Origin of the sequence: Flavobacterium cupriresistens, assembly GCF_020911925.1 — a bacterium.
Classification (GTDB): domain Bacteria; phylum Bacteroidota; class Bacteroidia; order Flavobacteriales; family Flavobacteriaceae; genus Flavobacterium; species Flavobacterium cupriresistens.
On record NZ_CP087134.1, the window covers coordinates 165,530 to 189,625 of the forward strand.

At 34.2% G+C, this 24,096-nt stretch carries 27 protein-coding genes and 1 tRNA gene; 19 read left to right on the forward strand and 9 right to left on the reverse strand.

Going from position 1 to position 24,096, the window contains the following annotated elements:
* Positions 1-28: 28 nt before the first annotated feature.
* Genes LNP23_RS00775 through LNP23_RS00785 form a run of 3 tightly spaced genes read right to left on the reverse strand, consistent with a single transcriptional unit; the run spans position 29 to position 2,808 of the window.
* A complete protein-coding gene (locus LNP23_RS00775; protein ID WP_230003112.1) occupies positions 29-679 on the reverse strand; it encodes a hypothetical protein in 651 nt (216 codons plus the stop codon).
* Between the two features lie 3 nt (positions 680-682).
* Positions 683-1,225 (reverse strand): hypothetical protein, encoded by a 543-nt coding sequence (locus tag LNP23_RS00780; RefSeq protein ID WP_230003114.1) that lies wholly within the window; start codon positions 1,223-1,225, stop codon positions 683-685.
* 50 nt (positions 1,226-1,275) lie between these two features.
* Positions 1,276-2,808: a hypothetical protein gene (locus tag LNP23_RS00785; protein ID WP_230003116.1), complete on the reverse strand. Its 1,533-nt coding sequence runs from the start codon at positions 2,806-2,808 to the stop codon at positions 1,276-1,278.
* A gap of 1,024 nt (positions 2,809-3,832) precedes the next feature.
* Between LNP23_RS00785 and LNP23_RS00790 the strand changes: the two genes are divergently transcribed.
* Both LNP23_RS00790 and LNP23_RS00795 read left to right on the forward strand, forming a co-directional pair.
* On the forward strand, positions 3,833-4,105 hold the full coding sequence (locus LNP23_RS00790) for an HU family DNA-binding protein (RefSeq protein WP_012022249.1): 273 nt from the start codon (positions 3,833-3,835) through the stop codon (positions 4,103-4,105).
* Between the two features lie 129 nt (positions 4,106-4,234).
* Positions 4,235-4,795, forward strand: coding sequence for a YqgE/AlgH family protein (locus LNP23_RS00795; RefSeq protein WP_047773992.1), 561 nt, complete (start codon positions 4,235-4,237; stop codon positions 4,793-4,795).
* On the opposite strand, the gene LNP23_RS00800 is transcribed toward LNP23_RS00795, so the two are convergent.
* Together LNP23_RS00800 and LNP23_RS00805 are read right to left on the reverse strand one after the other, a co-directional pair.
* Positions 4,792-5,631 carry an aminotransferase class IV gene (locus LNP23_RS00800; RefSeq protein WP_230003117.1) on the reverse strand — a complete coding sequence of 280 codons (840 nt, stop codon included), beginning with the start codon at positions 5,629-5,631 and terminating at the stop codon, positions 4,792-4,794. The two genes, LNP23_RS00795 and LNP23_RS00800, sit on opposite strands and share 4 nt — an antisense overlap.
* Positions 5,632-5,685: 54 nt before the next feature.
* Complete coding sequence (locus tag LNP23_RS00805) at positions 5,686-6,078, reverse strand: START-like domain-containing protein (RefSeq protein ID WP_047773995.1); 393 nt, start codon at positions 6,076-6,078, stop codon at positions 5,686-5,688.
* A gap of 155 nt (positions 6,079-6,233) precedes the next feature.
* Here LNP23_RS00805 and LNP23_RS00810 point away from each other — a divergent pair.
* Together LNP23_RS00810 and LNP23_RS00815 are read left to right on the forward strand one after the other, a co-directional pair.
* A tRNA-Met gene (locus tag LNP23_RS00810) sits at positions 6,234-6,307 on the forward strand.
* A 119-nt stretch (positions 6,308-6,426) separates the two neighbouring features.
* Positions 6,427-6,684, forward strand: coding sequence for a hypothetical protein (locus tag LNP23_RS00815; RefSeq protein WP_047773996.1), 258 nt, complete (start codon positions 6,427-6,429; stop codon positions 6,682-6,684).
* Positions 6,685-6,917: 233 nt separating this feature from the next.
* Here the strand turns inward: LNP23_RS00815 and LNP23_RS00820 are convergent, their stop codons facing one another.
* Positions 6,918-7,136, reverse strand: coding sequence for a DUF4287 domain-containing protein (locus tag LNP23_RS00820; RefSeq protein WP_230003119.1), 219 nt, complete (start codon positions 7,134-7,136; stop codon positions 6,918-6,920).
* Positions 7,137-7,139: 3 nt separating this feature from the next.
* Complete coding sequence (locus tag LNP23_RS00825) at positions 7,140-7,682, reverse strand: SRPBCC family protein (RefSeq protein ID WP_230003121.1); 543 nt, start codon at positions 7,680-7,682, stop codon at positions 7,140-7,142.
* 293 nt (positions 7,683-7,975) lie between these two features.
* Between LNP23_RS00825 and LNP23_RS00830 the strand changes: the two genes are divergently transcribed.
* The 6 genes from LNP23_RS00830 (at position 7,976) to LNP23_RS00855 (ending at position 11,969) form a co-directional block, all read left to right on the forward strand.
* Positions 7,976-8,878, forward strand: a complete 903-nt coding sequence (locus tag LNP23_RS00830; protein ID WP_230003122.1) for a helix-turn-helix domain-containing protein — start codon at positions 7,976-7,978, stop codon at positions 8,876-8,878.
* Positions 8,879-9,106: 228 nt separating this feature from the next.
* Complete coding sequence (locus LNP23_RS00835) at positions 9,107-9,490, forward strand: VOC family protein (RefSeq protein ID WP_230003124.1); 384 nt, start codon at positions 9,107-9,109, stop codon at positions 9,488-9,490.
* 91 nt (positions 9,491-9,581) lie between these two features.
* The gene (locus LNP23_RS00840; protein ID WP_230003126.1) at positions 9,582-9,959 is read left to right on the forward strand and encodes a VOC family protein; all 378 of its coding nucleotides are present in this window, start codon (positions 9,582-9,584) and stop codon (positions 9,957-9,959) included.
* 30 nt (positions 9,960-9,989) lie between these two features.
* Positions 9,990-10,340: a DUF2200 domain-containing protein gene (locus LNP23_RS00845; protein ID WP_230003128.1), complete on the forward strand. Its 351-nt coding sequence runs from the start codon at positions 9,990-9,992 to the stop codon at positions 10,338-10,340.
* Positions 10,341-10,358: 18 nt separating this feature from the next.
* Positions 10,359-10,928, forward strand: coding sequence for a hypothetical protein (locus LNP23_RS00850; protein WP_230003129.1), 570 nt, complete (start codon positions 10,359-10,361; stop codon positions 10,926-10,928).
* Positions 10,929-11,639: 711 nt separating this feature from the next.
* Positions 11,640-11,969 carry a hypothetical protein gene (locus LNP23_RS00855; RefSeq protein WP_047774009.1) on the forward strand — a complete coding sequence of 110 codons (330 nt, stop codon included), beginning with the start codon at positions 11,640-11,642 and terminating at the stop codon, positions 11,967-11,969.
* 64 nt (positions 11,970-12,033) lie between these two features.
* Here the strand turns inward: LNP23_RS00855 and LNP23_RS00860 are convergent, their stop codons facing one another.
* On the reverse strand, positions 12,034-13,227 hold the full coding sequence (locus LNP23_RS00860) for a peptidase associated/transthyretin-like domain-containing protein (protein WP_230003131.1): 1,194 nt from the start codon (positions 13,225-13,227) through the stop codon (positions 12,034-12,036).
* 336 nt (positions 13,228-13,563) lie between these two features.
* Between LNP23_RS00860 and LNP23_RS00865 the strand changes: the two genes are divergently transcribed.
* The 4 genes from LNP23_RS00865 (at position 13,564) to metQ (ending at position 16,973) form a co-directional block, all read left to right on the forward strand.
* Positions 13,564-14,127 carry a DUF6642 family protein gene (locus tag LNP23_RS00865; protein WP_047774015.1) on the forward strand — a complete coding sequence of 188 codons (564 nt, stop codon included), beginning with the start codon at positions 13,564-13,566 and terminating at the stop codon, positions 14,125-14,127.
* 321 nt (positions 14,128-14,448) lie between these two features.
* Positions 14,449-15,480: a methionine ABC transporter ATP-binding protein MetN gene (gene metN / locus LNP23_RS00870; RefSeq protein ID WP_230003133.1), complete on the forward strand. Its 1,032-nt coding sequence runs from the start codon at positions 14,449-14,451 to the stop codon at positions 15,478-15,480.
* Entirely contained in the window at positions 15,473-16,126 is a 654-nt protein-coding gene (gene metI, locus LNP23_RS00875; RefSeq protein WP_047774019.1) for a methionine ABC transporter permease MetI, read from the forward strand. Before metN ends, metI begins: the two co-directional genes overlap by 8 nt.
* A 28-nt stretch (positions 16,127-16,154) precedes the next feature.
* Entirely contained in the window at positions 16,155-16,973 is an 819-nt protein-coding gene (gene metQ, locus LNP23_RS00880; RefSeq protein ID WP_047774021.1) for a methionine ABC transporter substrate-binding lipoprotein MetQ, read from the forward strand.
* Positions 16,974-17,287: 314 nt separating this feature from the next.
* Here the strand turns inward: metQ and LNP23_RS00885 are convergent, their stop codons facing one another.
* A complete protein-coding gene (locus LNP23_RS00885) occupies positions 17,288-18,463 on the reverse strand; it encodes an MFS transporter (RefSeq protein ID WP_230003134.1) in 1,176 nt (391 codons plus the stop codon).
* A 103-nt stretch (positions 18,464-18,566) separates the two neighbouring features.
* Between LNP23_RS00885 and LNP23_RS00890 the strand changes: the two genes are divergently transcribed.
* The 5 genes from LNP23_RS00890 (at position 18,567) to LNP23_RS00910 (ending at position 24,096) form a co-directional block, all read left to right on the forward strand.
* Positions 18,567-19,400 (forward strand): AraC family transcriptional regulator, encoded by an 834-nt coding sequence (locus tag LNP23_RS00890; protein WP_230003136.1) that lies wholly within the window; start codon positions 18,567-18,569, stop codon positions 19,398-19,400.
* A 69-nt stretch (positions 19,401-19,469) separates the two neighbouring features.
* Positions 19,470-19,856, forward strand: coding sequence for a hypothetical protein (locus LNP23_RS00895; protein WP_230003138.1), 387 nt, complete (start codon positions 19,470-19,472; stop codon positions 19,854-19,856).
* Positions 19,857-20,136: 280 nt separating this feature from the next.
* On the forward strand, positions 20,137-20,667 hold the full coding sequence (locus LNP23_RS00900; RefSeq protein WP_230003139.1) for a DUF3347 domain-containing protein: 531 nt from the start codon (positions 20,137-20,139) through the stop codon (positions 20,665-20,667).
* Positions 20,668-20,669: 2 nt separating this feature from the next.
* Positions 20,670-21,230 (forward strand): helix-turn-helix domain-containing protein, encoded by a 561-nt coding sequence (locus LNP23_RS00905; protein ID WP_047774029.1) that lies wholly within the window; start codon positions 20,670-20,672, stop codon positions 21,228-21,230.
* A 331-nt stretch (positions 21,231-21,561) separates the two neighbouring features.
* Positions 21,562-24,096 (forward strand): heavy metal translocating P-type ATPase, encoded by a 2,535-nt coding sequence (locus tag LNP23_RS00910; protein WP_230003141.1) that lies wholly within the window; start codon positions 21,562-21,564, stop codon positions 24,094-24,096.

Sequence of the window (24,096 nt, forward strand, 5' to 3'; positions counted from 1 at the left end):
GCTCGTCAAGGCTTTCCATATTTTCTATTTAGATCGTTTTCTTTTTAAAACAAAAATAATAATTTACCCCCAGACCTATTACACCCTGTGTATTAAATCGGTTATCTTGATCCAACTTATTTAACGCTCTCCCCAAATCAACATTATTTAAATAAATATTTAATGCCAATGATTGTGCGCTGTCATCTGATAAATCTACAACATACCCTACTCCAAATCCGAAAGAATACTGATTTTCATAAGTTTTTTGCTTTTTTTCAATGGGTTGTGACAGATTATTTGGGTTTCTGGTAAAGGCATGACCAGTAGCCTGAATATTCGAATAGGTAAGTTTGGGAAGAATTTGAATGTATCCGGAACCATCTCCATTTTTATTCCCAAGAATAACTTTAGGACAAAAGCTGTAATTTACCGCAGCTGCTCTTTTTGAATATTCAGACATTACAAGCCCGGTTTCATTCCGATTTACAACTTCTTCAAGAGCTCCATAAGTAAAATTAATTTCCATTTCAGGCATAAAATAATAGAAAACTTTATACTCAGCTCCCATTTTAATATCTCCAAAAATTGATTTATTAAAATCTGTATGAATATAAGCTGAAGCCCCAACAAAAGGCCTAATCCTTTGAGCGAAAGCTCCAAATGAAATTAAAAAAAACAACCCTACAATATGTTTCATTCTTTATTTTTTACCAATTACCCAACCTAATGTGAAATTTACTACCGGAACAAAGTTAGCTTTTCGTTCATCCGTTCCAAAATTATAACCTGCACCTGCAATTAAACTTATATTAATTCCACTTCCGTAAGTCCGGTGCAATCCCCATGCCGGTGCAATTGTTAATCCGTCGTAAACACTTACATATTCCGAATTGCCAATTGGTCTGAAATAGTAACTTCCGCTAAGCGCTATGAAGTTTCCGGAATTGTTTTTAGTGTTTCTGTCTCTTGAGTATCTTTTTTCTAAATTATAATAATACCTGTACTGTTCGCTTATACAAGGAGACAGTAGCAACTTGGCGCCAGAATTACTATTATAAGCGAAACCTGCGCTAAGATTTAAGTCCGTTGCTAGCGCTGTATTTTTACTTAACCTTTTTTCATATGTTATTCCCGGGGAAAGAACATTAATTTTAAACTGATTATTTTCTAAACTACTGCTTTTATCCTGAGCATTTAAATTAATAAAAGCCAGTAAGATTAACGTTGTTATGTATTTTGTCATGTCAGTATTTTTTAAACCAAGCCAAAATATTGGCTTGGTTTTTATTTTATTTATTGACCTAAAATTAACCTTCTACCTTTCCATACATTATCATGAAGAGCAGCTCCATAAATATCTGCTCTAACTCTTGCATATTTTGTAGATCCCTGCAATCCTTTCAGATAATCTTCAGGATTATTATAATCAGAGCTATAGGTTAGAACAAAATTAAAATCAAAATAATGAGTAATTGCATTATCGTTATTATTGGTCCACTTCATTCCTTGTGTAGATATAGTCGCTTTATTTAAAAGTGGATTTACCGCTACTACTTTATAAGTAAGATCTCCATTCTCTACTTTCTTTCCAACTTCAGTTAGAGCAGGATTCTGAGCCACAATAGCCTTAAAAGCTTGTTTTACTGCTACATCAACAACTTGATTATACACTTTATTTGCATCGCATTTTATCTCGAATAAATCTTGCCTAAATATACTAACGGTAACTTCTTGAGGTGATGAGCCCGAGTAAGGAAAATTTGTTGCTCCACTCGGAAATTCAATAATCTGCTTACCCGAACCGGCATATTTAACTCCGTTAATTTCTATAAAAAAGTTTTCATAATTATATTTAGCTACATTATAAACCGGAACATTATAATTATATTCATAAGAAATATCATTAACTCCTAATTCAATTTGAGTTGCGTAAGATTTTTGCCAGCCTGAAACACCTAAAATCTTAACTCTTTTCTGAAACCTTGCACTACAACCCAATGATGAAAAAATAAAATAATTTTGATTCCAAAACTTAATTTTAATTCTACGTCCATCACCATACTCTTCTGTATCTACTTCACTTTCTCCAAATATTTTCTCAAAAAAACCATCATTATCTACTCTTGAAATTGGCAAAGAAGATTTCATCAACCTTGGCGTAGGCTTTACAGGAAAAGGATCTTGTACTGGAATGTCCGGAAGAGGAACCTCTAAAAATGGTCTATCTTCAGGTATAAAAAAAGAAATTTCCTCATCAACCGGAGCAACCATTGCCATCTTTCTGGTCAAATTATTCTTTTTGGAAGAAGATTTTAAACCATTTAAGTAATTATACAATTTTTGTCTGTTTTTTTCCAGACAAAAGTATAATCCTTGCTCGGTATATTTATATAAACTATCCCCAACAATTAATTCTCTATTCTCATTTAGTATTGCTGCAAAACTTGGATCTTGTATTAGATCATCTTCAACATCAAAATTCTCATCTCCAGACACATCATTACTAATCCCATATTCAGAATTCATTTTTTGTTTTTTTGCTTTTTTCGCAACAATAAAGTCTTCCATTTTTTTAACATCATCTTCGTCAAACATTGGAGTCAATGATTTAAATCCTTTAGTTTGAATTTGCCTAATCTCATCATTAAAATCATTCTGAGCTTGGACATCATTTTGATAGGTTTTTAAAATGTTTTTTAACTTTTGTACGCTTTCAATTTTGATAATACCATCTACTATCTCATAATTGTTATGAAGACTTAAAGCCTCCTCTTTATTCTCATTTTCTATATCATTTTGACAACTCGCTGTTAAAATCAAAATCAAAAAAAAAACTTTTTTTTAGTAAATTTAAATCTCGTTTTCTATTTGTATACATTATAATTATTTAATTTTTAGATTTATTAGTTTATTTAATTTGTTGAGATTATACTAAGACTATTTCAATCTAAATATAATCTCGAAATGCTCAAATAGCAACTGTGGTTTACCACCATTTTTTTCTGAATTCATGAAAAGACTTATAAAATATTCTTTACAAACATAAATAATTTCCTACAAATATAGAATTTAATTTCATTCCTATTTTCCTATCATGCCGATAGCAAGCATCAAAATACAAATAATTAACCCGAATTAGCTGCAAATATTAATTTTAATAGTCATATTTTTCTCATATATACTACAGAAATATCTATTATGTTTATAAATTAATATTGCAGCTATATCTGGACAAAAATATTTTCACTTAGCATATTTATAATAAACCATCATTAAGCATCCAGGTAACAACACTGGCGTTTTTTTTTACTATTTGCAGTCGGGTAATTATAGATGATTTGCCTTTTTTCTTTTACGCTAAGAAAGTTTGGTAGATTTCATACTTAACATAGAGCCTATTAATTATTCCCCCAAGAAATTTTATAAACTTTATCCGTGTCAAAACTTGATAAAACACCTACAACCAAATTATTTAACAAATCCAGATTGCACTACTATCTAACATACAATTAATCCGTTAGCCTTTAACTAATTTTAAGTAAAGACTAGTAATTATATAAGGCAAAAAAACTCTCATTGTAATTTTAATAGTTCTAAAAATCAAACTATTTGAAAAGCCCTATTTAAGTTTACAAACAGGACATTATAAATATATCAAGACCCAACCAGCACCAATAAAACAGGGGTTTCTACCTGTTTTACTCGACAAATAACATGCTTTATGAACAAAAAAAACAAGTTATCAACAATTTTTGCTAAATTTACCGAAAACACTTGCAAGGAACGGATTTCCTACTAAATTTGTGTATTAACAATTTATTTTTTAACCAACAATTAATAACTAATTATTATGAACAAATCAGAATTAATCGATGCTATCGCTGCTGATGCAGGAATTACTAAAGCTGCGGCTAAATTAGCTTTAGAGTCTTTTTTAGGTAATGTAGGGACTACTTTGAAAAAAGGAGGAAGAATTTCATTAGTAGGGTTCGGATCATGGTCAGTATCTGCTAGAGCTGCAAGAGACGGTAGAAATCCACAAACTGGAAAAACTATCAAAATTGCTGCTAAAAATGTAGTAAAATTTAAAGCTGGTGCTGAATTAGAAGGTGCAGTGAACTAAGTAAGAAAGTTCTCTAAACTTATAATATAATCAAAACCCTTCCATGTGGAGGGTTTTTTTATGCGGTTTAACGATTTTATTTGGGATTTTTAAAATTTTATAACTAAATTTAATAAAAATTGTAACCGTATGATTTCAGAAAAATTAAAAAAAGGACACCTGCTTATTGCCGAGCCTTCAATAATTGGAGATTTATCTTTTAACAGATCGGTAATTTTATTAGCAGACCATAACAAAGAAGGATCAATAGGATTTATCATTAATAAACCTTTAAAGTACACTATTAATGACCTGATACCTGAGATTGAAGCTTCTTTCAAGATATATAATGGAGGACCTGTAGAGCAGGATAACCTCTATTTCATTCACAATATTCCAGAATTAATCCCGAATAGTGTTGAAATTTCTAATGGGATTTATTGGGGAGGTGATTTTGAATCAACGAAAGACTTAATTAACGACGGATCTATTAACAAAAATAATATTCGTTTTTTCTTAGGTTACACCGGTTGGGATGAAAATCAACTCGAAAGTGAAATGCAAGGAAACTCCTGGATAATTGCTGATAATAATTACAAAAACAAAATTATCGGAAAATCCACCACTCATTTTTGGAAAGAGCAAATAATAGAGCTGGGCGGAGATTACCTTATTTGGTCAAATGCACCCGAAAACCCATATCTGAATTAATTTTCAGATATGGATTCATTTAGTTTTTGCACCAATAAATGCGCCAGATTACTTGTAAACTCTTTTTTTCGATATTTACTTATCGGCTGTATTCCTGTGATTACATTTGTTAAAAATAACTCGTCTGCTTTTTGAAGATCAAAAGGCGAAATTATTTCTTCAACCACTTCTATTCCTTCCACTTTTTTAGCCAATGCTAAAATTTGCTTGCGCATTACACCGTTCAGACAACCCTCAGAAACGGGTGGTGTACTCAGTTTTTTACCGACAACCATAAACAGATTCCCTTGTAATGCCTCAACCACATTTTTAGTATCGTTTAACAAAATACAATTGTCTAAGCCATTTTCGTGAGCAAATATACTTCCCGTGACATTAATCAACTTATTAGTCGTTTTAATGGACGATAACAATTGTTTGGTTACAAAGAAATCTTTATACAAATCAACTTCATAATAAGCCTTATTTAGGCTATACAAAGCGCTTTCGAGAGTAGTTGCGTGAATTAAAAATGAAACATCGTTTGTTTTTGGTAAATACAAACCTCCATCGTTTCTAAAAACGGTAATTCGAGCTCTTGCGGCTGCCGAAAATTGGTTTTCACGGATTACTTTCAAAACTTCCTCTTCAAAATACTCCATGGTAAAATTCATCGGGATTTCCATTCTCACCACTCGCATGGAAGCCATCAGTCTGAAATAATGATCTTCAAGAAACAATATCTTGTTATTGACTATTTTTAGTGTTTCAAAAACACCATCTCCATACAAAAAAGCACGATTTTGAGTTAGTATATTCTCGTCCTGCGCTACCATGTTTCCGTTAAAATTGATCATAAAAAAACCCTGAATTTTGTTCAGGGCAAATATAACGCTTAAAATAGACTTTTACTAAACAGATCCGATAAGATGTTTCAAATCTGAGATTTGATTTTCCCACAATTGTTTAGCCTCGCTAACTTCTTCTTTTTCAGCAAAATCGACTACCATTAATGATACATCTTTAGTCAATTCATCAACTAAAATATGCAATTCAAAAAAGTACTCTGTATCCTTACTACTTTCATCAACCCATTTAAACTTTACTTTTTCACCTGTTTTTTTAGAAGCCAGGCGTGCTTTTTCCTGTGAATCATTCCAGATGAAAGTAAAAAATTCTCCCCGTGAATTTACATTATCAGCAAACCATTCAGACAAACCTGACGGAGTGGATATATATTGATATAATAATTGCGGCGAAGAATTTATAGGAAACTCGATTTCGTAACGTATTTTTGTATCCATGAGCTACTTTTATTTTTTTTGGAAATATAAGAATATATGTCCGAAAACAATGCATTTTTAAAAATATTTTTTTTTCTTCATTTTTTGCTTGTACCATTTAATATTATTTCTATCTTTGCACCCGCAATGAAGGAATCATTCCTGATAGCAGTCTTGGCGAGGTAGCTCAGTTGGTTAGAGCGCAGGATTCATAACCCTGAGGTCACGGGTTCAACTCCCGTCCTCGCTACAAAAACAACCCCCTAATCATCCATTGATTAGGGGTTTTTTATTGGTGTTTTATTTCAAAAAAAAGGGACAATAACTCCCTTGAAAACAACGTTTTGCAAACTAAGTAATTTACAAACAATGGATATAGTAAAATTTAAAATCACATCAAAAACGATAAAAGTAGAAGTACGCAATTCGAACAATTATGTTTTTAATTTTAATACTGCTCTAGATATTGCAAAAGAAGACAAAGATGTTTTATTAAAATTGTACAACGCATTAGATATTCTTTTTAAGAAAGAAAATGCTAATGAAACGAAAAATTACGTCTCACCCAACCAAACCAATATACTGGATCAGATTTCTGATGTTGATAATTTAGAACAGGAAAAATAATTCAATTATCGATGTGTTTTTTTGCAATCTTATCATTTTAAATGAGATATACCCGTAAAGCAAAAAAAACCTTGTATCAAATCTAATTTTATAAAGAGAATTAAATACTAAAAAGTCAAAGCTGACAGGTTTTAAAAACCTGTCAGCTTTGTTTTAAAAGTATTAAACCAATCGGGACTAATAGCCCGAAACGGCATTAACAATAAGTACTGAGAACCATAGTATCATTACGATCATTCTCGTTTCCCGTTAATATAAGCATACATGGCAGTGGCATGTCCGTGTCCGAGATCATAATCGGCTTTTAACCAGTTGATGATATTGGTGGCTTTAATAGTTGGCCCCATCGCTCCATTTACCGTATAGCCTTTTTGTTCGGCAAGAAGTTGAAAATCCTGAGGCGTTTTACCTGTTTTCTCTTCGATGTTTTTTAGATAGGTTGCAAATGACATAGTTTATAGTTTTTCAGTGTTCGTTTTTATATTTCTCATGGTACTCTCGATATCGGCACCAATAATTTTATCCATGTTTACAAATAACAAAATAATATTCATTGGCCAGTCCTTCCCTCCTTGGTACTTCCACACCAGATTTGTTTGATTCTCGTTGGCCGCATTAACGAACAAAGTTCCGTCGGCAGTAAAAACATAAGGTGCCATAAATCTGATTTTAAAATCTATTTGCTTGTTTTTAATAAGTCGGACATTTTCAAACTCGCCCTTTCCACATTTTTCATGCTTACTTTCAAAAGAGAGAATCGCTCCCTCCTGTCCATCTGCATTTCCTTTTAATTCAATTTTAGTATTCGGATCATACTTTAACCATTGATTAAACTCTCTATGATGATTAAGAAACCTAAGATACTCGTATACATTTTCAGCAGGTTTATTAATCGTAATCTCTCTTGTAATGACATACTTTTTTGGGGCAAAAGCGGCAATTATACATAGTACAGCTATTAGAATAACTAGTACTACCAGAATTTTTAATAGAAACATTTTCATTTGTTTTAAGTTTTTTGATAGCATGATTAATAATCATTTCCTGATAAGAATCAAAGATACCTGATCTTTAAAGCTTTAAATGGTTCAAAAAAGGACAATAATGGTCAATTCCGGCATTTTCAATTTATTCTTACAAAGGAGCTTTTGAATATTGCACAATTCGATTTGATTTTCGATATTAGACTTTATGTTAGCGCGCCCTAAATCGTTAGCCTGCAATACGTCCAAATACATTTAGTAAATTAGTTATAATCCTTTATTCTGTTAGACTAACACCTTAAACCAGTATGCCTGAAGAAAAAGAAAACATTCCCTTTTACGATAGTATCAATTCTTTTTTAGAATCAACCGGTGTTGAACACCGTACCTCGAATCCTCTGTTTTATTGTATGAGATTGGCAGAACACAAAGGAGATATTTACCGATCACCATTTCGCAGAGGTTTCTATTTTGTAGCACTTTTAATTTCTAATGGAAACACGCAAGTGGGTTACAATAATATTGAAGAGAATATAAAGGAATCCTTTTTGGTTTTTCAGTCTCCAAGGCAGGTTTATAGTTTTTTCAGAGACAAAAATACCGAGGGCTATTTAATCTACTTTAAAGAGGATAGTTTTCATTTTTTTAAACCCGATTTCGTACAGGAATTTCCTTTCTTTGATACCTTAAATACTAATTTATTTCAACTCACTCAAAGTCATTACGCAGACATAGCACCCTGTTTCGAAGAGGTATTTCTGGCCTATGAAGCTTCTCAATCTATTTACAACATAGCCGTTCATAAGTTCTTCGCATTGCTTTATCAGTTAAAAGAATTTGAGATTATTGAACAACAAAAGGTAGTAAAACTGTCCAACGCACAACAAGTACTCACCAAAAAGTTTATACAATTGATAAACTTGCATTATCTCACTAAAAGAACAGTCGAAGAATATGCCGATCTTCTCACGGTGAGCGTCAGCCACCTGTCTAAATCTGTTAAAACCGTAACCGGTTTAACTGTGCTTACCTTAATTAATGACCGAATTACTAAAGAGGCCAAACTGATGATCAAACACACCGACCTCAACATCGCGGAAATTGCGTTCCAACTTAACTTTTCTGACACTTCTAATTTTGGAAAATTCTTCAGAAAACAAACCGGAATGAGTCCGCTTAGCTTCAGGAGTAATGAGAAAGAACAGGTTTGACTGACCTCTTGTCTTTCTTATCAAGTCGTAAAATAATCCCCGCGATTTCTTAAATAAAAAAACGGCAGTAATTCAAAATCAAAATTTACCTAAATAGTATTATCTTTAGTTTTACTTATTCGGCATCAAAGCGATAAGCAATTTTCACGCAGATTTAGCGGATTCTTTCTTTAATATTAAGGAGTTTGACTTACTAAATCTTCGTAAAACCATTTAAACAAAACCACTATGGCCAAAACAAATCCAGTAATCTATTTTGAAATTCCCGTGAACGATCTGAATCGGGCCGAAAATTTCTATAAAACTGTATTTGGTTTTAGTTTTGAAAGAGAAATAATCGATCATTACGAAATGACCTTATTCCCATTTGAAGATACTCGTAGCGGAATTTCGGGAGCATTAGCAAAAGGAGATGTTTACAAACCTTCAAAAGAGGGTGTTATAATTTACTTCAGAACAGCTAATATTGATCTAACCTTGCAAAAAGTACTGGCGCAAAACGGAACCATTTTGTATCCTAAAACGATAAATGAAAATTACGGATTTATCGTTGCCGAATTCCAGGACAGCGAAGGAAACAGAATCGCTATTCAAGAAATAATAAAAAAGTAAAATCACCTGTGACAGTGGAAGATCATCCGATTAATTCTAAACATAAAAGCATAAAAAAAACTATTTTAACTTAGCCATAAAAACAACAAAAATGAAAAAAGTAACCGGTATTGGAGGCATATTTTTTAAATGCAATGATCCTGACAAAATGAAAGAATGGTATAAAACACACCTTGGTTTGGACACAAACGAATATGGAGCCACTTTTGAATGGAAAGAAGCTTCCGACTCAACCAAAAATGGCTCTACCCAATGGAGTCCGTTTCCCGAAACCACAAAATATTTTGAGCCTTCCGCAAAAGACTTTATGATCAATTACAGAGTCGCCGATTTGGAGGCATTAGTCGAAGAATTAAAAAAAGAAGGCGTGACTATCGTAGACACCATAGAAACGTATGAGTACGGAAAATTTGTTCATATTATTGATATGGAAGGCAACAAAATTCAGCTTTGGGAGCCATACGATTAGTTAGTATAGAAAAACCGGAAATTAAAACCCATGGAAAAACATAGAATATTCACCACCTTCTTTGCAAGTGTCTATCCACATTACATCAATAAAGCGGAGAAAAAAGGCCGCACTAAGGAGCAAGTAGATACTATAATTTACTGGCTAACCGGATATAGCCCTGAAGAATTACAACAATTAATAGACAACAAAACTGATTTTGAAACCTTTTTTGCACAAGCGCCGCAACTGAATGCAAACGTTTCAAAAATCACGGGGGTAATCTGTGGTTATCGTGTAGAAGAAATTGAAAATAAACTCATGCAAAAGATTCGTTATCTGGATAAAATGGTCGATGAACTGGCAAAGGGAAAAGCGATGGAGAAGATTTTAAGAAGTTAAACTAATTAGACAAAATTTATGGAATTTGAAATCGATAAAGATTTAGTTCAAAAAATAATCAACGAAGAAATCAGCCCAAATTATGTAATAAACAATATTATTGATACTGAAAAATATATTTTTATTGGTTACAAACACCGCTATTATGATAGAGATGATGATAGAGCAACATTAGTAGGGGTTGGAGATGTAATTTATGATAAAGAAAAAAGCGAATACAAATTGCTGGGGTCAGGCGATTACATAACTGGCGATTATTTAGATTATTTACAAAATGAGACTGAAGAAGAAGAAGAAATAGAGATTAAAAGTCTTGATCAAATCATTACCCGAATTAAAGAACGCCAATATGTAAATAGAGATGATTATCACATTTTTTTAGACTCTATTAAAAAAGAGCATTCTGAGTTTAAAAAAGGAATAACTATGGATCGAAATTTGAATCTTTCCGAGCATTTTCTTTTTGAAAGCGAAAATAACATCATTCAGAATAAAATAATAGCTTTTTGGAAACTGTTTGGATACCCTTATCATCCAAGAAATAACAACCAAATAATCTTATGCCGAACAGAAAAAAGCTGCTGTTAACGGTAATTTGCAAAATCTGAAACCAATAAATTTCAATCATTTTAAGGCGATAGGCAAAATCAAATAACTCTTTTTAATCCAATAAAAAATGAATCTGTTCTCGAAGCAAATCGAAAAAATACAATCTAAACCCAAAACTATTTTTCTCCTAGATGGTTTGGGAGCTCTTTTGACAGCTGTTCTATTATTGTTTGTTCTCAGTCCCTTTGACATTTATTTTGGTATGCCAAGAGCGATTCTCACTGCGCTGTCGTTAACAGCATTTCTTTTTGCCTTCTATTCCTTCTTTTGCTTTACAATATCCAAACCCAATATTCGAAAATTATTAAAACCAATTATTCTGGCCAATTCCATCTACTGTCTTACAACACTTGGACTGGTATTCTTTTTTCTGGACCGACTTACTACTTTAGGAATAAGCTACTTTATTGGTGAAATTTTAATAATCTTTGGATTGATTTACATAGAAGTAAAAATTCTAAAAACAAAGCAACAACTGTAAACCACTGATTATCTTCACCTATAACCTATACAAACTTCTTTTCGTTAAAGTATTCTTTTTCTCTAAAAACAGGTATTTATACGTGTTTTTTTATTTACAATAAAAACGATTTTTGTAATCAGATGTAAAAAACTGCTGCCGATAAAAAAACAAAAAGCAGAATATCACAACAAAACATTGCAAAAGTTAGATTAATAAAAAATAATACAATGAAAAATCTTTGGTGTTGGCGTTGCAAAAAAGAAGTCCCAATGTTGAATGAAGAAGAACATCTTATAGCAACAAAACTGTATCGTCACGGTTTTCAAACCGGCAAGTGTACTATGACAAGACAGGAACGCTTTAAAGGACTACTCGATTATTATAAAGAACTCTCCGGTTATGAAGAAAAGGACCCCAATGTCATCATGCATCACAGAATTGTATTATACGGTTCTCCCTGCGAGAATTGCAACAAACCCTATCGAACTTCAAAAGCTGCCTTCTGTGCCGCCTGCGGACATAAAAAGCCTGTGCAGAAGTTAGTGGTTAGTCTTTAGTCTTTAGTCTCGCTGTGCAGTCTCAGTCTACGGTCTAGGTTTACAATTTACAAACCACATTTTACTATTTACCATTAATAAAATCACTTTCAATCTTATTCAAAAGTATCGTGTTTGTGCTCGCAATCGTTGCAACAGGCAAACTTTGATAAATGGGTTTCGAAAGATTAATTAAACCATCATTATTTACTTTATCAACTGCCGTTTCTTTAAAAACATAGATGGAATTTTCAAAAACTACCGGATGCATTTTATTGTCATAGGTGATTAATGCTTCCGCGCTGGCTTCAAAAGATTTTAATGCCAGTACATCATTTTCTATTTTATGAAAAGTTAATCTCCAGGATGCTGTTTTGTTTTCTGTTATAGATTCCTTTTTACTCTCTTTTACAATTCCCTTAGTTAAATTGTTTTGGTATTCGACCGTGTTTCTAAATTCTAAAACGGCCTTAGATTTTTTATCAAAAATAACTTTACCTCTTACTCTTTTAGAAACTTCTTTAGTCGTTTCCCAATCCGACTCAAAAGATACTATAATCTGATCTGAAGGAGATTCTTCGACTACTCCAATTACATCTTTATTGAACTTAACGAAATTCGAAAGACACGAATTCAAATAAATTGCACTAATTAAAGAACCGGGATTTATATAACCACTGTTATTCTCATTGACACGCGGAACATCTGTAAAAATATCCAGCGGAATATTTTTATTATAATCAATCGCGCCCAATCGCAGTTTTATTTTACTCCTCTTTTGAAATTCATACGTTTTGTCCCACCAGTTGATCTTGCTCAGAATTAATCTTTTTAGTTGGTTATCTACCGATACTGTTTCTTTAAAACTGCACTCTTTTTCAAATGGAGTATGAACGTAAAAACGAGCATAATTATCTAAAACATATTGTATTGCTTTATTTAAATTAAAAGATTTTATAACGATCTCGTCAAGTTGAACTGCTTGGGCAATCATAAAAATTGTATCTGATTGAGTCTCCCATCCTTTTTCTAAAATAACATCATCAAAACCTAATTTTGAGATCTTAAAAGCACCATTTTTCAATACAATGGCCGCTTTACCTTCTGAATTTGTAAATGTTCCTTCGTTTTCCTCTATAGAAAAAATAGCGGCATTATCTATAGGAAAACCTGTTGTTTTGTCGACAACAACCAGTGTCCTATTTTGCGAAAGTCCAATTTGAAATACAAGACACAATACAATTACAGTTTGTTCCTTCGTCCATTTAAAAATTCTCATAAGTGGTTTTTTATTTGATTAGTTTGGTATAGTTTTTTGATAGTCATCTAAATCGCTCCTCGACTAACACAAATTTTATTCCAAAAAACCTGGTGTCTTTTTTTTAGTTTGCAGTTGCAGTTTTCAGTCACAGTCTCATCTCAAATCCGAACTCGCAAACTGAGACTGAGACTGAGACTGAGACCGAGACCGAGACTGAGACCGAGAGCTAAACACTAAAAAAAATCGTTAAAAATCCCCTTCGCTTACTACTTTTTATACAATAAAAAATATATTTGTCAGGAAGAACAAAGGCAACCCCTATGTTGCTTATAGAAACCCGGAAAATATAATGGTATGGATTATGAAAAATTTATTTTCTGTCTGGAAGGCGTTCCCGATGTAGAAACCATTGGCGCAACTGAGGTTGTCAAAAATTTAGAAGAAATCGCAATTGACCAAGGTATAGCCAGTATCTACAGAGCCTGCGACACTATTGAAGGATTAGAAGAAAGCCTGAACATTTTACTTTATGAAGATCATAATTTTAAAGATTATGAAATCATATATTTAGTGATGCCCGGAGAGCCCAACAATATTTGCCTACACGATTATTACTATAGTCTGGAAGAAATAGCCGAACTCTTTGAAGGAAAAATGAAAGGAAAAGTAATTCACTTCGCCAACAGAAAAATCTTAGACTTAACCGCAGAGGAAGCCCAATACTTTCTGGATATAACCGGAGCACGTGCTATTTCGGGTTATGGATCTACTTACAACAAAATTGCCAGTTACAGCACTATTGACAAGGCCTTTTTTAGTTTGTATCAAGACAATGACGATCTTACCGAAGTAGTTGAAGAGTTGTATCAGAAACATTACAATCTTTGTAAACTACTTGATTTTAGATTGTATTATTAGTTTATTACTATGAAGTTGTGAAATGCAAAATACAAACTGCAAACTGAGACCGAGACTGAGACCGAGACTGAGACCGAGACTGAGACTGAGACTGAAACTGAGAGCAAGACCTAAAAAAATAAAACATTCCTAAAATCACCCCTCTAATTCAACGCATTATTAAACAATAAGCAGCTTTTAAATGCAATAATTAACATCTAATTAATATTCTACTTAGCCGATAGATTTTGTTATAAAAAAAATGTGACTTACATTTGCAGCGAAATTTAGAGAGATTGTGTTTTTCTTTCTACTCTTCAAATCGACTAGAAATACCAGAATATGATAGAATTAAAGAATATTACTAAAAAGTTTTATAAAACAGGAAGAGAAATTATCGCTCTTCAGGATGTATCACTTCACGTACCTGCGGGTAAAGTTTTTGGAGTTATCGGTACCTCCGGAGCAGGAAAAAGCACCCTGATCCGTTGTATCAACTTACTGGAAAAACCAACTTCGGGAGACGTAATTGTAGACGGAAAATCATTATTACAATTAAGTAATTCTCAGTTGGCGCAGGAAAGAAGACAAATCGGAATGATTTTTCAGCATTTTAATCTTTTATCCTCCCGTACCGTTTTTGAGAATGTGGCTTTTCCATTAGAATTAGCCGGAGCTTCCAAAAGCACTATCAAAGAACGTGTACTGGAATTATTAGACCTTGTTGGACTGTCCGAAAAAATCAATGATTATCCAGCGAGTCTTTCAGGCGGACAAAAACAACGTGTAGCCATTGCAAGAACTTTAGCCAATAATCCTAAAGTCCTTTTATGTGATGAGGCGACAAGCGCATTAGACCCCGGAACGACCAGATCGATTTTAAATTTATTAAAAGACATCAACAAACGTCTGAACATTACCATTTTACTAATCACACACCAAATGGAAGTTGTGAAAGCAATTTGTGATGAGGTTGCCGTAATCAGTAATGGAAAATTAATTGAACAAGGTACTGTGGGCGAGATATTTGCCAATCCAAAAAACGAATTGACACGCGAGTTTATAGCTTCCTCTTTACATATTGAAATTCCCGAACTGTATCAGGACCGCTTACAATCGGTTTACAAAGAAGGCTTATTTCCTTTATTGCGATTGGAGCTCAATGGAAAATCGGTAAACGAACCCATACTAACTCAGGCTGCCATTCAGTTTGGTGTGAATGCCAATATTATTACCGCACAAACCGCTTATGCCGGCGAAACCAATTTCGGAATTCTTATCGTTGAATTATCTGGTAATGAAACTCAGCAAAAAGAAGCCATTCAATTTTTTAATGACAAACACGTAAAAACAGAACTATTAGGCTATGTCTGAATCTATTATAACACTACTATTACAAGGTACATTAGAAACTATTGTAATGACATTTTTAGCCGGATTCTTCGGTTTTTTATTGGGACTTCCTTCGGGAATATTACTCTTTCTAACCCGAAAAGGTCAGATTTTAGAACACGTTGTATTCAACCGAATTCTTTCGATACTCGTAAACATCTTCCGATCGATTCCGTTTATTATTTTAATTGTCTGGATGATTCCTTTTACAAGAGCTTTGGTTGGAACTTCAATTGGAGTTAGTGCAGCCTTAGTTCCTTTAAGTATTGGAGCTGCTCCCTTTATTGCAAGATTGGTCGAAAACAGTTTACTGAGTCTGCCTTCAGGATTAATCGAAGCAGCAAGAGCTTTAGGCGCCACACCACTACAAATTGTATATAAAGTGTTACTACCGGAAGCACTTCCATCTCTTATAAATGCGGCCTCCATTACCCTGATCACCCTTGTTGGCTATTCTGCAATGGGCGGAGCCGTTGGTGCAGGCGGACTGGGACAAATTGGTTACCAATATGGTTATATCGGTTATGATGCAACCATTATGAATACCGTTTTAGTTTTGCTAGTGGCCCTTGTATTTATCATACAATTTACCGGAGACAGACTTTCAAAATATTTCGATCACAGATAAACTCCTTTTTAATTTAAAAAATAAAAATATGAATACCAGAAATAAATTTTCAATACTTACAGGGATTCTACTCTTAGCTTTAACGCTTTCTAACTGCGGAAAAGAAAAGAAAAACGACCCTAATCACATAAAAATCGGTGTTGCTACAGGGCCGGAATTTGCTGTTGCTCAAGCCGCTCAAAAAGTAGCAAAAGACAAATACGGTTTAGAAGTTGAACTCATTTCTTTTAATGATTATGTGGTACCAAACGAAGCTTTAAATCAAGGCGACATTGACGCCAATGCTTTTCAGCACAAACCTTATCTTGATGCACAAGCCAAACAAAGAGGATACAAATTGGCTATAATCGGTAAAACTTTTATTTATCCAATCGCCGCTTATTCCAGAAAAATAAAAACACTTGCTGAATTAAAACCGGGAAGTACAATCGTAATTCCAAATGACCCGACAAATGGTGGGCGTTCGTTATTATTACTTCAAAAAAATGGTCTTATAAAATTGAAAGATAATGTTGGTCTTTTGCCAAAAGTAATTGACATTGCTGAAAATCCAAAGAACTTAAAAATCTTAGAATTAGAAGCACCACAAATTCCAAGAACCTTAGACGATCAAAATGTAACAATTGCTATTATCAATAACACATTCTCCTCACAAGCCGGACTTGTTCCATCAAGAGATGCTTTGTTTGTGGAAGATAAAGATTCACCGTATGTAAATCTGGTAGTTTCAAGAGAAGACAATAAAAATGATCCAAAAGTTCTTAAATTCTTAAAAGCATTCCAATCGGTTGAGGTTGAAAAAGCGGCCGAAAAAGAATTTAAAGGCGGAGCTGTAAAAGGCTGGTAAAAATCATTTTTTTTCGAATACAAAAAAGGCTGACGCGTATATTGTCAGCCTTTTTTTTATGAATAAAATTCTACATCAAAGCAACTAATTTGCTCTTTAAAATAGTGCCACGAATTATTTTTGCCACAGATTAAAAAGATTCGCACAGATTCTTTAATCATTTTAATCTTTTAATCTGTGGCCTTTTTTTTCGTAAACCAGATTATTAACTCTTTGCCAAAGTTCAAAACGCACTTTCTTGAAATCTGTGCCATTTTCCCGGAACAAAGCCAAACACTTTTATACGCTCCTCAAGTTATTTTTTCTTTAAAAAATTACGCTACTTTAACTTCCTGTACTTCCACCGCGGTACTTCTTCTTTGAATAAGAACAAAAGTGATAAACATTCCAACAACAGACATTCCAACCCCGATAAGATTGGGTGAAGCATAACTGTAACCCGCAGCCAGAGGTAATCCGCCAAGGAAAGCGCCCAATGCATTCCCTATATTAAAACTTCCCTGCAAAGAAGCCGAAGCAATCATTTCTGCATCTTTCGCAGTACGAATCATCAACATCTGTATAGGTGCAATAACAGAGAAAGAAATTGCTCCCGTTAAGAAAGTAAAGAATAAAGAAGCATACTGATTGAAAGAGAAAAAGTAAACCAAAATCAAATCGACCGACATTACAAACAATAACGCTAAGGTAGTCGGTGCCGGTGAAAATTTATCGGCCAGTTTACCGCCTAAGAAATTCCCAACAACCATTCCCAAACCTGCCAGAATCAAAATATACGAAACATCTTCTGCTGCAAATTTAGATACGTTGGTCAATAAAGGTGCGATATAACTAATCCAGGCAAACAATCCGCCAAAACCAACTGCCGTAATTCCGATTATTAACCAGGCATCGATCTGTTGGAAAAATTTTAATTGCGTTCTCATATTTACATTTTGATTTTTCTCCAGATTTGGCATCCATAAATAGAGAAACAAAAAAGTAAGCAAACCGACAATTGCAATAAGTATAAAAGTATGACGCCAGATAAAATGGTGTCCAATATAGGTTCCAATTGGCACTCCGATCAGATTAGCCAATGTCAAACCTGAAAACATAATGGCAATCGCCTGAGCTTCTTTGCCTTTATCTGCCAAACGACTTGCTACTACCGCTCCTACTCCAAAGAAAGCACCATGGGGCAATCCCGATAAGAATCTGGAGGCGAATAAAAATTCGTAATCCGGTGCAATGATCGAAAGAGCGTTAAAAACGGTCAGCATCACAGCTAAAATTAAAAGCATTTTCTTGGGAGCATAATTTCTTCCAAGGATTACTAATAAAGGTGCTCCGATAACAACTCCAAGTGCGTAAGCCGAAATCAAATATCCGGCTACAGGAATGGAAACATTCATATCTGAAGCAATATCAGGCAACAACCCCATCATTACAAACTCTGTAATACCGATCGTTAAACCACCTAATGACAGCGCAATAAGACTTTTTTTCATTTTATTTTTACAAGAAAGGAATAGATTTTCTATACTGCAAATTTAAAGCCGTTACTGATAAAAATAATTGTATATTTACGACATAAACTTGTATATATACGCTATGCCAAGATTAAATCAATTCAAAACACTTGTAATAGATGAATTTGAAGATGAAAAATTTCATCTGCCGCCCCACTCTCATAGTTATTATGAAATCATTTTTATCAAAAAAGGAAGTGGTATTCATCATTTAAACAACAATTTATTACCGTATAAATCAGGTGACTTATTTGTTATTTCGCCTGATGACGAACATTATTTTGATATTAAAAAAAGCACTCGTTTTTTTTATATCAAGTTTACAGATCATTATTTCAATTCGAAACAAAACCTAACCTGCGATGAATTCTTAATCCACACTCCGGAAAGTTTCATGCGTGATAAAACACTAAAAGAAATAGTTCTGAAATTAGACGATCCGTGTAAAACAATACTGCGAAATACAATCGAAAACATTGCCGCTTACAACTGCGAAACCGATGTGTCCAATTCACCAATTGTATTCTATCAAATCCTTTCCATCTTTGGTTTGATAAAAGAAACCCTACGCGGAATGAATCTGGTTGTTAAAGGAAATGCCATCGACAACGAACAAATCACTTCTTATATTCATCAAAATATTTATCAGCCAAAATTGGTTCAGATCAAAGTAATTGCCACTCATTTTAATATCGCGCAAACCTATTTTAGTTCTTATTTCAAAAGAACTTTTTCCATTAGCTATCGGGATTATATTCACAATTTACGAACCACTTTGATCGAAAAACGTTTTCAAAACAATCAACTGTCAATCAAACAAGTCGCTCATGAATTTGGATTTACTGATGAAAGTCATTTGTCACATTATTTCAGAAAAAGAAAAAACATGAACCCTACAAATTATAAAAGACTTTAGTTATTGAAATCTTAAAAGAATCCTCCGATAACTATTTTTGCCTAAATTTGTATTGCAAATAAGATTTTCTTGAGTAAAAAAACCTGCATATTATTCCTTTTCCTGGCCATTGGTTTCTTCCTGATTCCAAGTCATGGTTTTGCATGTGGAAATAAAACAGAAAAAAATACTCCAAAAAAAGAAATTTCTTCAGATAAAAAAGAAAAAGGCAACTGCACAAAAGACTGCTGCAAAAACACCAATCCGACAGAAAAAGAGCAACACGATTGTGACGGTAAATGCAGTCACACCAATTGCACAACCTCTTCTTTACAATTCAGCGTCCCTGCTTCGAATGATTTTGAACTTCAAACCAGTAGCTTCAATTTTTCAACAAAAAAAACGATCTCCTATTACAACGAAGCCAACATTTCTGATGGTTTCACCTCTATTTGGTTACCTCCTAAAATAAAGTGATTGCATTCGTGACAGCCATAAGTGGGTTTTGTCGGTGAAAAGCAGTCTCAGTTTACAGTCTCGGTTTATAGTCTCGGTCACAGTCACAGTCACAGTCTCAACCTGAAACCTGAAACTTGAAACAAAAAACTTAGCGTCTTTGCGACTTTGCGAGCAAGAAACACACCCCTACACGCAAACCCCCGCGAACTTTGCAGTTAAACTTTCACACAACCCCACAAATTCTCAAAGAAAAAAACTAATTTAAAGGAATTAAAATCCTTATTAAAAATATATCAAAATGAAAAACACAATAAACGCTGTTTTAGCAGCAATCACAATAGCTTTGTCTGTAAACACCACAACAGCAACCGAAGTAAAAACTCAAATATTGATAGCAGACGTGCAGGACTCCAATTCGCTTCAAGCTGTTTTTGACAATTATTTTGCTTTGAAAGATGCCCTTATCAAAAGTGATGCAAAAACATCTTCAGCGAAAGCAACCACTTTATTAGCTTCAATTGGCGCTGTAAAAATGGACAAACTAAAAAACAACGAGCACAATGTCTGGATGAAAGTCATGAAAAAAATGACCTCTGATGCTAAAGCAATTTCATCTAATCAGGATCTTAAAAAACAACGTGAGACTTTCAAATCGTTGTCTAAAAACACTTACGAACTAATCAAAGCATCCGGTGCATCTCAGCCTGTTTATTACCAATATTGCCCTATGGCAGATGCCAATTGGTTGAGTAAAGAAAAAGCCGTTAAGAATCCATACTATGGTTCATCGATGCTGACTTGCGGAAATGTGGTAGAAACGATCAAATAAAGATGAAGCTCTATATCAAAAACATGGTATGCAGCAGATGTAAAATGGTTGTGAAGTCTGAGTTTGAAAAACTCGGGCTTCCAACTATTTCTGTAGAATTAGGTGAAGTTGAATTAAAAGACGCGATCACAGAAAATCAAAAAGAAGCTTTACTCCATAAGCTAAACGCCTTAGGTTTTGATTTGATTGATGACAAAAAAAGCAAAACGATCGAAAAGATCAAAACCCTTATTATCGATCTGGTCCATCATAAAAACAATGAACTCAAAATCAACCTATCCGATTATCTGGTCGAAAACCTCAACCAGGATTACAGTACGCTCAGTAATTTATTCTCGGAAATAGAAAACACCACTATCGAAAAGTATTTCATCAGCCAAAAAATAGAAAAAGTAAAAGAACTACTGATTTACAATGAACTTTCGTTAAGCGAAATCGCCGATTTACTCAATTATAGTAATGTGGCACATTTAAGCAATCAGTTTAAAAAAATTACAGGTTTTACGCCTACCTATTTTAAGCAGTTGAAAGACAAGAAACGTATTCAGATTGAGAATTTGTAAGCATTAATACAACCACAAGGTTCACAAAGGTTTACGCAAAAATTCTAAACCATATAAGTAATATAAGTTCATTCAAATTAAAACTTACATTTTCTTATATTACTTATATGGTTTAAAAATATCATGTTTATTTATTTTGAACGCACAAAGTTTTCCAGACCAAGCTTTGCGGACTTTGCGTTTTTACAAAGCCCAGCATATCAAAAAAAAACCTTGCGCCCTTTGCGGTTAAATAAAATTTTGTAAATCTTACAAATCATACTCAAAATTATACAACAAGAAGTAACCGTTACTTCGGAAATTTGCATTGTAATATTAAAAGAACAAAGCAATGACACATCAATATATAATTTCAGGAATGTCCTGTAATGGTTGCCGCACCAAGGTTGAAAACACTTTAAACACGATTGAAGGCGTTCAGGCCGTCGTGACTTTAAATCCACAAACGGCAACGATCACAATGGACAAACATGTTGCGACAGAAAAATTTCAAGAAGTTTTAACTGCAGCCGGAAAATATACCATTGAAATGAAATCGTCGAAAGACACTGAAGAACCAACCGTTAAATCTTGCTGTTCTTCTAAAAATGGACAGGAGCATAAAAATCACGAACAAAAAAAAACGACTGTTATCCCGCATAACGCTACAGGAGTCTTTTATTGTCCAATGCATTGCGAAGGAGACAAAACTTACAACAAAGCAGGAGATTGTCCGGTCTGTGGTATGGACTTAGTACCACAGATTGCCATCACCCATACGCAGTTTACCTGCCCGATGCATCCGGAAATTATTTCGGATGAACCCGGTGACTGTCCTATTTGTGGAATGGATTTGGTTCCGATGCAAGCTTCAGAAAATGATGAAAACAAAAGCTATTTAGATTTACTAAAAAAAATGAAGATTGCCGTATTATTTACGCTACCCCTCTTTATTATTTCGATGTCGGAAATGATTCCGAACAATCCGCTTTACAAATTAATGTCTATTGAAAATTGGAATTGGGTTCAATTCTTTTTTTCGATTCCGGTGCTTTTTTATGCCGGCTGGATGTTCTTCGTTCGTGCCTGGAAATCAATTCTTACTTGGAATCTGAACATGTTTACTCTGATCGGAATCGGAACCAGCGTTGCTTTTTTGTTCAGTATTGCCGGAATGTTTTTTCCGGATATTTTTCCCGCAGAATTCAAATCACACCACGGAACGATTCATTTGTATTTTGAAGCCGCAACCGTTATTATAACTTTAGTTCTACTCGGACAATTGTTGGAAGCAAAAGCACACGGACAAACCAACGGCGCGATCAAAGAATTATTAAAATTGGCACCAACCGAGGCCACTCTGGTAGAAAATGGAGTAGACAAAGTAATCTCTATTCACAACATCAAAAAAGGAGATCTATTACGTGTAAAACCGGGAGAAAAAATTCCGGTAGACGGAAAAATCACTTCAGGTGAAAGCAATATCGACGAATCGATGATCACCGGAGAGCCAATTCCGGTGGATAAAAAAATCGGTGATGCTGTCATTTATGGAACGATAAACGGAACCAAATCATTTGTTATGATTGCCGAAAAAGTAGGTTCAGAAACCATGCTTTCACAGATCATTCAAATGGTAAATGATGCCAGCCGTTCGAGAGCACCAATTCAGAAATTAGCCGATAAAGTCGCTAAATATTTTGTACCTACTGTCGTATTAATTTCGATTCTAACTTTTATCGCTTGGGCGAAATTTGGTCCGGAACCCGCTTATGTGTACGGATTAATCAATGCAATTGCCGTTTTAATTATTGCCTGTCCATGTGCTTTAGGACTAGCCACTCCAATGTCGGTTATGGTGGGTGTGGGTAAAGGAGCTCAATTGGGTATTCTAATTAAAAATGCGGAAGCGTTAGAGAACATGAACAAAATCGATGTTCTGATTACGGATAAAACCGGAACCATTACAGAAGGAAAACCGTCAGTTGAAAAAATTTATGCTGTAGATAACGATGTTGATTTATTATTACAAAGTATCGCTTCGCTAAATCAATACAGTGAGCATCCTTTGGCACAAGCCGTTGTAAATTTCGCAAAAGCTAAAAATAGTACCACAGTAGAAGTTCCGGATTTTGAAACTATTGCCGGAAAAGGAGTTTTGGGAACAGTTAATGCTAAAAAAGTAGCGCTGGGAAATAAAAAACTGATGCTTCAGGTTAAAGCTTCCATTTCTGAAGCTATTGAGAACAAGATCATCGCAGAACAAAACTTAGGCAAAACGGTCTCTTATATCGCAATTGACCAAACTGTTTTGGGTTATGTAACCATTACAGATGCCATCAAAGAAAACAGTGCCAAAGCAATCAAAGCCTTAATTGATCAAGGTGTTGAAGTGATTATGTTAACCGGTGACAATCATAATACCGCAAAAGCAGTAGCAGATCATTTGCATTTGACTTCCTTTAAAGCCGATTGTTTACCGGAAGACAAACTAAAAGAAATTCAACGTTTGCAAGCCGAAGGAAAAATTGTGGCCATGGCGGGAGACGGAATCAACGATGCTCCGGCTTTAGCACAATCCAATATCGGAATTGCCATGGGAACCGGAACCGATGTTGCTATAGAAAGTGCCAAAATAACCTTGGTGAAAGGAGATCTTAACGGAATTGTTAAGGCCAAAAACCTCAGCCACGGTGTAATGTCAAACATCAAACAAAACTTGTTTTTTGCCTTTATATACAATGTCTTAGGGGTGCCAATTGCAGCAGGAATTTTATATCCGTTTTTTGGAATTCTGCTTTCGCCTATGTTGGCGGCCTTAGCAATGAGTCTGAGCTCCGTATCTGTAATCGTAAATGCGTTGCGATTGCGAAATTTAAAACTTTAA